10 protein-coding genes are annotated in these 10,089 nt (G+C 72.4%); 5 read left to right on the top strand and 5 right to left on the bottom strand.

The window, feature by feature from the left end:
- From ispD to rlmB, 4 genes are all read left to right on the top strand, one after another.
- On the top strand, nucleotides 1-750 hold a 750-nt coding region (ispD, locus tag G6028_RS15145), incomplete at its 5' end, for a 2-C-methyl-D-erythritol 4-phosphate cytidylyltransferase (RefSeq protein ID WP_182659366.1).
- Nucleotides 747-1,229 (top strand): 2-C-methyl-D-erythritol 2,4-cyclodiphosphate synthase, encoded by a 483-nt coding sequence (gene ispF, locus G6028_RS15140; protein ID WP_179524505.1) that lies wholly within the window; start codon nucleotides 747-749, stop codon nucleotides 1,227-1,229. The genes ispD and ispF, both read left to right, overlap by 4 nt.
- 42 nt (nucleotides 1,230-1,271) lie before the next feature.
- Complete coding sequence (cysS, locus tag G6028_RS15135; RefSeq protein WP_182659365.1) at nucleotides 1,272-2,687, top strand: cysteine--tRNA ligase; 1,416 nt, start codon at nucleotides 1,272-1,274, stop codon at nucleotides 2,685-2,687.
- A gap of 1 nt (nucleotide 2,688) precedes the next feature.
- Nucleotides 2,689-3,657: a 23S rRNA (guanosine(2251)-2'-O)-methyltransferase RlmB gene (gene rlmB / locus G6028_RS15130; protein WP_179524507.1), complete on the top strand. Its 969-nt coding sequence runs from the start codon at nucleotides 2,689-2,691 to the stop codon at nucleotides 3,655-3,657.
- A gap of 19 nt (nucleotides 3,658-3,676) precedes the next feature.
- Here the strand turns inward: rlmB and G6028_RS15125 are convergent, their stop codons facing one another.
- The 5 genes from G6028_RS15125 to otsB all read right to left on the bottom strand — a co-directional run bounded on the left by G6028_RS15125 (nucleotide 3,677) and on the right by otsB (nucleotide 8,451).
- Nucleotides 3,677-4,654 (bottom strand): aminoglycoside phosphotransferase family protein, encoded by a 978-nt coding sequence (locus G6028_RS15125; RefSeq protein WP_338404245.1) that lies wholly within the window; start codon nucleotides 4,652-4,654, stop codon nucleotides 3,677-3,679.
- 34 nt (nucleotides 4,655-4,688) lie between these two features.
- Nucleotides 4,689-5,537 (bottom strand): metal ABC transporter permease, encoded by an 849-nt coding sequence (locus G6028_RS15120; protein WP_179524508.1) that lies wholly within the window; start codon nucleotides 5,535-5,537, stop codon nucleotides 4,689-4,691.
- A complete protein-coding gene (locus tag G6028_RS15115) occupies nucleotides 5,537-6,421 on the bottom strand; it encodes a metal ABC transporter ATP-binding protein (RefSeq protein ID WP_179524509.1) in 885 nt (294 codons plus the stop codon). Before G6028_RS15115 ends, G6028_RS15120 begins: the two co-directional genes overlap by 1 nt.
- Nucleotides 6,408-7,529 carry a metal ABC transporter solute-binding protein, Zn/Mn family gene (locus G6028_RS15110; protein WP_179524510.1) on the bottom strand — a complete coding sequence of 374 codons (1,122 nt, stop codon included), beginning with the start codon at nucleotides 7,527-7,529 and terminating at the stop codon, nucleotides 6,408-6,410. Before G6028_RS15110 ends, G6028_RS15115 begins: the two co-directional genes overlap by 14 nt.
- Before the next feature lie 91 nt (nucleotides 7,530-7,620).
- The gene (gene otsB / locus G6028_RS15105) at nucleotides 7,621-8,451 is read right to left on the bottom strand and encodes a trehalose-phosphatase (protein ID WP_182659364.1); all 831 of its coding nucleotides are present in this window, start codon (nucleotides 8,449-8,451) and stop codon (nucleotides 7,621-7,623) included.
- 135 nt (nucleotides 8,452-8,586) lie between these two features.
- Between otsB and G6028_RS15100 the strand changes: the two genes are divergently transcribed.
- Complete coding sequence (locus G6028_RS15100; RefSeq protein ID WP_182659363.1) at nucleotides 8,587-10,059, top strand: amidase; 1,473 nt, start codon at nucleotides 8,587-8,589, stop codon at nucleotides 10,057-10,059.
- The last annotated feature ends 30 nt before the right edge of the window (nucleotides 10,060-10,089 follow it).

Genomic DNA, 10,089 nt, shown 5'->3' with positions numbered 1-10,089 from the left:
GGGTCCGGACTACGGCTGGGAGCCGGGGTGCCCAAGGCCTTCGTCGAGGTGTCGGGCCGGACGATGCTCGAACGGGCCGTCGCCGGGTTGCTGGCCAGCGGGGCCGTCGACGACGTGGTGGTCGTGGTCCCGGACGACCGCGTCGCCGAGTCGGAGGCCCTGCTCGCCCCTCTCCGGACGGGGGACCACCTCGTCGTCGTCACCACGGGCGGCGCGCAGCGCACCGACTCGGTGCGCAACGGCCTGGCGGCGCTCACCGCCGGCCTCCCGCGGTCCGGTACGTCGGTACACGACGTCGTCCTGGTCCACGACGCGGCGCGCTGCCTCACCCCCGCGGGCCCCATCGTGCGGGTGGTGGAGGCGGTCCGATCGGGAGAGGTCGCGGTGGTGCCCGTCCTCCCCGTGGTCGACACCGTCAAGGAGGTCGACGCCGCCGGATACGTGGTGGGTACGCCCGACCGCGCCGCCCTCCGGGCCGTCCAGACGCCGCAGGGTTTCGCGCCCGACGTGCTGCTGGCCGCCTACGACGCGGCCGGGGACGTGGCCACCGACGACGCCGGGCTGGTGGAGCGGCTGGGCGGGACGGTGGCGACCGTCGACGGCGACCCGCTCGCCTTCAAGATCACCACGGCATCGGACCACGTCCGAGCCCTGCACGAAGTCCGTGCCCTGTCGGAAGCCCGTGCCCTGCACGAAGTCGGCGCACCGCAGGAGCCCGGTGCACGCGAGAACCCGGAGGAGCACCCGTGACCGGACCCGTGATCCCGCGCGTCGGCATCGGCACCGACGCCCATCAGGTGCAGCCCGGCAAGCGATGCATGATGGCCTGCCTGCACTTCCCGGACGACCACGGGTGCGAGGGGCACTCCGACGGCGACGTGGTGGCCCACGCCCTGGTCGACGCGCTCCTGTCCGCGGCCGGTCTCGGTGACCTCGGCACCCTGGTCGGCACCGGTCGCCCCGAGTACGACGACGTCTCGGGTGAGCGGCTCCTGCGCGAGGCGGTGGCGGAACTCGCCGGGCACGGGTGGGCGATCGGGAACGCCGCCGTGCAGATGGTGGGCAACCGCCCCAAGATGGGCCCGCGGCGGGTCGAGGCGGAACAGACCCTCTCGGCGATCATCGGCGCCCCGGTCTCCGTCTCGGCCACCACGACCGACGGCATGGGCTTCACCGGTCGCGGTGAGGGGGTCTCCGCCGTGGCGACGGCCCTGGTGTTCCGGAGCTGACGAAGCGGGCGGGAGGGTGCGTCACCGGTAGACTCGCTACCCGTGACGCTCCATCTGTACGACACCGCCACCCGCTCCCTCCGGGAGTTCACCCCAGTCCGGGAGGGGCACGCGTCCGTCTACCTCTGTGGAGCCACCCCCCAGTCCGTGCCGCACATCGGCCACGTCCGGTCCGGGGTCGCCTTCGACGTCCTGCGCCGCTGGCTGCTGGCCACGGGCTACGACGTGGCGTTCGTCCGCAACGTCACCGATATCGACGACAAGATCCTCACCAAGGCCGCCGAGAACGGCCGGCCGTGGTGGGAGTGGGTCGCCACGCACGAACGCGAGTTCACCAGGGCGTATGACGCCCTCGGGGTCCTGCCGCCGTCCACCGAGCCGCGGGCGACCGGGCACGTGACGCAGATGATCGACTACATGGAGCGGCTCATCGAGCGCGGCTTCGCCTATCCGGCCGAGGGCAGCGTCTACTTCGACGTGGCCGCCTGGTCGGCCGCACCGGAGGGCGATTACGGCCACCTCTCGGGACACCGCCTCGAGGAGGTCGACCAGGGTGAGGCGGCGGACCTGCGCGGCAAACGGGACCCGCGGGACTTCGCGCTGTGGAAGGCGGCCAAGCCGGGGGAGCCCAGCTGGCCCACCCCGTGGGGGGAGGGCCGTCCGGGCTGGCATCTCGAGTGCTCGGCCATGGCGACCTGGTACCTCGGTGGGACCTTCGACATCCACGGCGGTGGTCTGGACCTGCAGTTCCCGCACCACGAGAACGAGGCGGCGCAGTCCCACGCGGCCGGAGACGGCTTCGCCCGGTACTGGCTGCACAACGGGTGGGTCACCATGGCGGGGGAGAAGATGAGCAAGTCGCTGGGCAACGTGCTCAGCGTGCCCAACATCCTCAGCGCGGTGCGACCCGTCGAGCTGCGCTACTACCTCGGCAGCGCGCACTACCGCTCGATGCTCGAGTACTCGCCGGAGGCACTGCAGGAGGCGGCCGCCGGGTACCGGAGGATCGAGGCGTTCGTGCGGCGCGTGACCGAGGCCGGCGTCGAGGTGCCCGTGGGTGACTGGACGGACGGGTTCGCCGCGGCGATGAACGACGATCTCGGGGTCCCCGCCGCACTGGCGGAGATCCACGGTCGGGTGCGCGAGGGGAACACCGCCCTGGCGTCCGGCGACCTCGACGCGGCGCTGACGGCCGCGTCGGCCGTGCGGGCGATGACGGCGGTCGTGGGCGTCGATCCCCTCGACCCCCACTGGGTGGCCGAGGGCGGCGCGGACGACGCCGCGACGACAGCGCTCGACTCGCTCGTGCGCGCAGAACTCGAGGCGCGCGACATCGCGCGTTCGAACAAGGACTTCGCCACCGCCGACGCGATCCGGGACCGTCTGGTCTCGGCCGGCGTCGAGGTGGCAGATACCGCGGACGGCCAGAGATGGTCGCTCGCCAACCGGAAGGACTGACATGGCTGGCAATTCGGCCCGACGCGGAGCGATCCGCAAATCCGGCACCAAGAAGGGCCAGGTCGTCGGATCCGGCGGTCAACGGCGGCGGGGCCTCGAGGCCCGCGGCGCCACGCCCAAGGCCGAGGACCGCACGTACCACTCCGCGCACCGCAAGGCCAAGGCCGCCTCGCGGAAGGCGGAGACCACGCAGCAGCGGCGCCGGTACGCCGAGAAGCAGGCCGATGGTCCGGAGTACGTGGTGGGCCGCAACCCGGTGGTGGAGTGCCTCCGGGCCGGCGTGCCCGCGACCGCGCTGTACGTCGCGGTCGGCTCGGACGCCGACGAGCGACTGACCGAGGCCGTCCACCTGGCCGCCAACAAGGGCATCTCGATTCTCGAGGTGCCGCGCACGGACCTCGACCGCATGGTGTCGAACGGGATGCACCAGGGGATCGGGCTCCAGGTGCCGCCGTACCAGTACACCGATCCCAAGGACCTGCTCGACATCGCGATGGGAGCATCCGAACCCGCGCTGCTCGTGGCCCTGGACAACATCACCGACACCCGCAACCTCGGCGCGGTCATCCGTTCGGTCGCCGCGTTCGGCGGACACGGCGTCCTCATCCCGGAGCGGCGCAGTGCGTCCATCACGGCCGTCGCGTGGCGCGCCTCGGCCGGTGCCGCCGCCCGGCTGCCGGTCGCGCGCGCGACCAACCTCAACCGCACGCTTCTTGACTGGGCCAAGGCCGGGGTGCAGCTCGTGGGTCTGGACGCCGACGGCGACACCACCCTGGACACCTACGACGGCACCGGCCCCACGGTCGTCGTGGTGGGCTCCGAGGGTAAGGGTCTCTCACGGCTGGTGCGCGAGAACTGCGACTCGATCCTCTCGATCCCGATCTCCGGAGGGGTGGAGAGCCTCAACGCCTCGGTCGCCGCCGGCGTGGTGCTGTCCGAGTTCGCCCGCCAGCGTCGCGTGAAGGGCTGACGGGCCCCTCGGTTCCCGTTCAGCCCGGCGGGCGGCGGGGCGATCGACAACGATCGAACGTCGCCCGTGCGTACTCCCACGTCTCCTCGCCGTAGTACAGGTGCCCGACGACCATGTAGAGCCCGGCGAACCGTTGGTAGGTCCACGCCCGGTCGAGGAAGGTCGAGTCGATCCGACCGACGTAGCGCGCGAGCACCTCGTCGACGAAGCCCGGGCCGTACTCGTACAGCTCGGCGAAGTCGACCGCCGGGTCGCCGAGACACATGTCGGTGAAGTCGATGAGCCCCAGCCGGCCCGGGGACGTCCGCCGATCCCAGTACAGGTGACGGACGTAGACGTCGTTGTGCAGGAAGACCCTGGGCAGCAGGGTGGACTGGAGCGCGGCGACCTCGTCACAGATCTCCCGCGCGGTCCGCATCTCGTCCTCGGTGAACACCGCAGGGAGGTCGTGGGCCACGATCCCCCGCACGAAGTCCAGGTTCTCGGGTTGGTACGAGTCCGGGACCCGGTCCAGCGGCGGGGTGGAGGTGTCGGCCGCGTGCAGCGCCGCCAGCAGGGCACCGAGCTGCCCGGCCACCGACGTCCTGTCCGTCGTGGGCAGACCGCGGAGTAGCTCGGGGGTCAGCCTGTCCCCACCCACCAGCGGATACCCGGCGAAGCCGCCGCCCGACGGGACGTGCGTGTACCGGGGGATCGCGGCGTCGACACCGGGGGACAGGTGGTCGAGGACGGCGATCTCCTGCGGGAGCTGGGCGAGCGCCTGCTCGTCCGTCGGGAACCGGAACACCAGCTCCCGGTGCCCGAGGGAGTCGGCCCCGCGGCACCCGCGGCACAGCACCACCACGTGGTCCCAGCCCTCGTCGATCCACGACGCCGAGTCCCAGGCGAGGGTCGGGAACGCGGCGCGGATCGCGTCGAGCTCAGCGCTGCGCTCGTCCGGGGGGTCGGCCGGGGGTCCGGCGGGTCGCTCGGCAGGGGGGTCGGGGTCGATGGGCACCCGTCCGACGGTAGTCACGCGGGCCGGTCGGTGCTCAGCTCCGGAGTGCCGCGACCGCCCGGCACGCCAGGTAGATGACGAAGGAGATGGTGGTGACGAACACCGAGACGGGCACCCCGGGCGCGAGCGAGAGCAGCATCCCACCGACCGCGGCGATCTGGGCGAACAGGATGGTCAGGGCGATCGCGCGCCCGGGGCTCGAGGTGACGGCGGCCGCGGCGGCGGCAGGGGTGATGAGCAGCGAGAGCACGAGCAGCGCCCCCACCACCTGGACGGCCTGGGCGGCCGCGAGGCCCACCAGTACCGCGAAGACCAGGTTGATCGCGCGCACGGGAACCCCCCGCGCCTCGGCGACCTCGGGGTCCGCGGAGGAGAAGACCAGCGGACGGTAGAGCGCGATCAACGTGACGCAGATGATCGCCGCGACCACCGCCATCTGGACCACGCCGTGCTCCGACACGCCCACGATCTGCCCGGTCAGCAGGGAGAAGCTGGTCCCCGACCGGCCCGGGTAGAGGTGGATGAACAGCACGGCCATGCCGAGGCCGAACGCCATGACCACGCCGATCGAACTGTCGCGCTGGGAGGCGCGGGCGCCCATGAGTCCGAAGATCAGCGCGGCCACCACGGATCCGAGGATCGCACCCAGGCCCAGGTTGAGGCCGAACAGCAGTGCGGCGGCGGCGCCGGTGAGGGCGAGTTCGCTGGCGCCGTGCACGGAGAACGACATCTGCCGCATCACGATGAACGGCCCGATCGCCCCGGCCAGCAGGCCGAGCAGCGCGATCGCGACCAATCCGTAGAGCACGAAGTCCTGGCGGAGCAGGTGCGCGGTCACCTCGGTGTCGGCGATCGTCCCGGCGATCTCGAGCAGGCGGTCCATCAGTGCGCTCCGGGGTGGGTGTCGTCGTGATGGTGGTGGCCGGTGGACCAGGGTTCGGCGCACAGGTGCTGGGTGTCGCCCACCACGATGATCTGGCCGCGGACCCGCAACACCTCGACGGGCGAGGAGTAGAGGTCGGACATGACCTCGGTGGTGAACACCTCCTCCGGGGTGCCGATGCGGTGGCGCCCGTCCACGAGGTAGACGATCCGGTCGACCATCGGCAGGACCGGGTTGATCTCGTGGGTGACGAAGAGGACCGCGGTGCCGTGGTGACGACGGCGGTGGTCGAGTACCGAGGCGACGGTGCGCTGGCCGGTGAGGTCCAGGCTCAGCAGCGGCTCGTCGCAGAGCATGACGCACGGGTCGCACGCGATGGCCTGGGCTACCCGGACGCGTTGCTGCTCGCCTCCGGACATGCGACCGAGCGGCTTGTCCGCCAGCTGCCCGGCCCCCAGGCGGTCCAGCGCGGCGTCGACCACCCGACGCTTCTCGCCGCGCCGGGACGGCCACCCCGGACCCCAGCGGGTCCCGTCGATCCCGAGTCCGACCAGGTCGCGTCCTCGCAGGGTGATCCCGGGGTCGAACGCCTTCTGCTGGGGCACGTACCCCAGGTGGGTTCCGCGGTCGCCGGGGGCGCGGCCGTCCACCAGCACGGTGCCGGAATCGGGTGCCAGCTCGCCGAGGAGCACCTTGAGCAGGGTCGTCTTGCCGGCTCCGTTGGGGCCGAGCACGGCGACGAACTCCCCGGCGGCCACCTCGAGGTCGAGATCGCGGATGAGGGTGCGCCCGCCGCGCGAGACCGTCACCGACTCCAGGGAGACGACCGTCCCGGGGCCGGGTTCGCCGCGGAAGTGAGATGTCACCTGGTCAGTGTCCACCATCGGCGACCGGGGTCGCACCGTCGAGGGCCGAGGACAGCGAGTTGACGATCCCCGTCATCCACGTGGTGTAGTCCATGCCCTCGGGGAGGGTCTCGGTGAGGTCGACGACGGCGACGTCCGCCGACTCGGCGGCGTCACGGACGCGGGCGGTCACGGTGGTCTCGGTCTGGGTGTTGAACGCGAGGAACGCGACCTCCCGCTCGCCCATCAGGTCGAGCATGGCGGAGAGGTCGGCCGCGGACGGGTCGGTGTCGTCCTCGATCGAGGCCAGGAATCCGCGCGGCGTCAGGTCGACCATGTGGGCGGCGTCGAACAGGTGGGCGCCGACCCGCTCGGTCTGGGCGTAGGGGAAGTGCCCGCGGTCGTGGATCGCGTCGAGCTCGGCCTCGAGGGGGGCGAGGGAGTCGGCGAACCGGTCGGCGTTCTCGCGGTACTCCTCGGCGTTCTCCTCGTCGATCGCCGCCAGCTCCTCGGCCACCCGCTCGGCCACGGCGGCCGCGGTGGGCAGACTGAACCAGACGTGCTCGTTGGTGTCGGACGCGTGGTCGTGGCCGGCGTGATCGTCGTCCGATCCGTGGCCGTCGTGACCGTCCTCGGCACCGTGACCGCCCTCGGCACCGTGATCGTCGTCGTGCCCGTGCTCGTCCGCACCGTGGTCGTCCGAACCGTGCTCGTCGCCGTGGGAGTGCTCGGCGATCGACTCGCCGGTGACGCGTTCGTACTCGTCGACCGCCCGGACCACGGGGACGTCCGCGGCGTTCTCGAGGGCCCGGTCCACGAAGGAGTCGTACCCGGCGCCGTTGTAGACCACGAGGTCCGCGCCGCTGACCGCTGCCGCGTCGGCCGGGCTCGCCTCGTAGGAGTGCGGGTCGGCGGCCGGGTCGGAGATCACGGCCTCCACTGTCGCGTTGTCCCCGGCCACCTGCTCGGCGATGTCGGCGTAGACGCTCGTGGAGGCCACGACGGTCGGTCCGGTGGCCGTGGCGCCCTCGCCGGAACCGTCCTCCGACCCGCAGGCGGTCAGGACGGCTCCTCCGAGGAGCGCGGCGGCGGCGATCGCCGCGGCCCGGGCTGGCAGGGGGGTGCGGGACAGGCTGGATGACGACATGGCGAAGACCGCTCTCGTAGCAATGGGAACCGTTGTCGTTAAGTGTATGTTGATCCTCGCCGACGGGGTCAACCGCGGGGTGGCCCGGAGGTCAGCCCCGCAGTTCGGCGAGCCGGGAGAGCAGCCCCACCACCGCGGGGATGTCGGCCACGCGGTGTGTGGCGAGAGTCCGGCCGTCTCCGACCTTGATCCCGATGTCCCCGTCGCGCAGGCGCGCGAAACCCCGCTCGTCGGTCACGTCGTCGCCGATGAAGATCGCGATCTCCGCCCCGGTCTGCTCGACCAGCCTCTCGATCGCCGCGCCCTTGCTCGCCTCGCGGACCGCGATCTCCACGACGTTCTTGCCCTCGGTCACGAACACGCCGTCGAGGGCGGCGGGTCGGGCCATCGCCTCGGCCATCGCCCGTTGGCGCAGGGCCGGGTCCTCGACCGGGCGGACGTGCAGGACGGCGGCCGTGGGCTTGTGCTCGACGTGGGCGCCGGGGGTGCGCGAGACGATCTCGGAGAGTTCGGAACCCACACGGTCGAGCCGGGCGAGCTCGTCGTCGTCCAGGGGCGTGTCGAACCCGCCCTCCCACTCCGACCCGTGGCTACCCACCAGCACCAGCGGCGCGACGGCACCGCTCACCCGGGCGAGTGCCTCACGGTTGCGGCCGGACAACAGGGCGACCGTGGTCCGCGGCAGCCCGGCGAGCCGATCGAGGGCGTCGATGGCGCCGGGTGCCGGGACGGCGAGGGTCGGGTCGTCGACGAACGGCGCCAGGGTCCCGTCGTAGTCGCACGCGATCACCAGGGTGGGGGTCCGCGCCGCGCGGCCCAGGGCGTCGGCGAGCTCGGGGGACAGGTCGACGGCGGCAGGGGGATCGGCGTCCGGGTGGAGCGCGGACCGCCCGTCGGGGGTGGCGTCGTCAGCTGGGGTCATGGCACCCAGGGTAGAAGGCCGGGTCGCTCCGGGTGTGGTGTCCGGTGACGCGCCCGCGGTGTCGGGGGAGGCCGGCGTGTTGACGGATCGGTGGTCGACTGTAGGATTGTCGACAATCCGACGGAAGGTAGATGGATGACCACGTCCCTGACGGCCCTGGAGCTCTCCGAGCGCTTCCGCAGCGGCGCGCTGTCCCCGGTCGACGCCGCGGAACACGCCCTCGAGGCGATCGAACGGGTCGACGGCGAGATCAACGCCTTCTGCCACCTCGACCCCGAGTCGACCCTCGCCGCGGCCCGTCGATCGGAGGACCGCTACCGGCGGGGTGAGCCCCTCGGCCCGATCGACGGCGTCCCCACCTCGATCAAGGACATCTTCTACACCCGTGGGGTGCCGACGCTGCGCGGTTCGCGACTGCTCGCCGACAAGCCCGGTGCCGCCGACCCCGGGTCGTGGCCCGACGACGCCCCGGTGACCTCGGCGGTGCACGAGGCCGGCTGCGTGGTGATCGGCAAGACCACCACCCCGGAGTTCGCGTGGAAGGGGGTCACCGACAACACCCTCACCGGTGTCACCCGCAACCCCCACGACCCCGACCTCACCCCGGGCGGATCGAGCGGTGGCGCGTCGGCTGCCGTCGCGGCCGGTCTCGGCCCCCTCGCCCTGGGCACCGACGGCGGCGGTTCGGTCCGGATCCCCGCCGCGTTCTGCGGCATCGTCGCGCTCAAGCCCACGTACGGCGTGATCCCCATGTTCCCGTCGAGTCCGTTCGGCACGCTCGCCCACGCCGGACCGATGACCCGGACGGTCGCCGACACCGCCGCGTTCATGGACGCGCTGCTCCGCCCCGACCCCCGGGACTGGTCGGCGGTCCCGGCCCGCGCCACGACCCCTGGCCCGGGCGGGTACCTCGCCGCGGCCACGGAGGGCGTCGACGGGGATCGTCCGCTCGAGGGTCTGCGGGTCGCGTACAGCCCCGACCTGGGGTTCGGTACCAACGACCCCGAGGTGGAGCGCGAGGTGACGCGCGCCGTCGGCGTCCTGGAGTCCCTGGGGGCGCGGGTGGAATCGGTCGACCCCGGGGTCAGCGATCCCGTCGACGCCTTCCACGTGCTGTGGTTCGCGGGCCTGGCCGCGGTGCTCGCGCCGCACGGCCCCGACGCGATCGACCACGTCGATCCGTCCATGCGTGAGGCGTTGGGCCGGTACCACGACTACTCCGCGGCCGACTATCTCGACGCGGTGGCGGTGCGGATGGCGTTGGGCGCCCGGATGGCGGACTTCCACCAGGGATACGACATCCTGATCACACCCACCACCCCGATCCCGGCCTTCGCCGCCGGATCGGATGTGCCCCCGGGCTGGCACAGTCCCGACTGGACCTCGTGGACCCCGTACACCTACCCGTTCAACATGACCCAGCAGCCGGCCCTCAGCCTGCCCTGCGGGACCACGGACGCGGGGCTGCCGGTGGGGATCCAGATCGTGGGAGCACGGTTCGAGGACCGCCTCGTCGTGCGGGTCGGCGCGGCGCTCGAGGCGGCGCTGGGGCGGGTCGTCCCCACCCCACGGGTCCACGCGTCCGCCGCCGGGGGTACCGGGGGATGACCGCGATCGGACCGGACCCCGGTCCGGAGG

Origin of the sequence: Dietzia cercidiphylli (assembly GCF_014145145.1) — a bacterium.
GTDB lineage: Bacteria > Actinomycetota > Actinomycetes > Mycobacteriales > Mycobacteriaceae > Dietzia > Dietzia natronolimnaea.
Note: the sequence above shows the minus strand (reverse complement) of the source record. Positions and strands in the feature narration are given on the sequence as shown.

What these genes read in the sequence shown, in the direction of transcription:
- G6028_RS15115 (WP_179524509.1), bottom strand. Translation starts at nt 6,421, where the DNA reads ATGGTGGACACTGACCAGGTGACATCTCACTTCCGCGGCGAACCCGGC.
- rlmB (WP_179524507.1), top strand. Translation starts at nt 2,689, where the DNA reads ATGGCTGGCAATTCGGCCCGACGCGGAGCGATCCGCAAATCCGGCACC.
- G6028_RS15100 (WP_182659363.1), top strand. Translation starts at nt 8,587, where the DNA reads ATGACCACGTCCCTGACGGCCCTGGAGCTCTCCGAGCGCTTCCGCAGC.
- otsB (WP_182659364.1), bottom strand. Translation starts at nt 8,451, where the DNA reads ATGACCCCAGCTGACGACGCCACCCCCGACGGGCGGTCCGCGCTCCAC.
- G6028_RS15120 (WP_179524508.1), bottom strand. Translation starts at nt 5,537, where the DNA reads ATGGACCGCCTGCTCGAGATCGCCGGGACGATCGCCGACACCGAGGTG.
- G6028_RS15110 (WP_179524510.1), bottom strand. Translation starts at nt 7,529, where the DNA reads ATGTCGTCATCCAGCCTGTCCCGCACCCCCCTGCCAGCCCGGGCCGCG.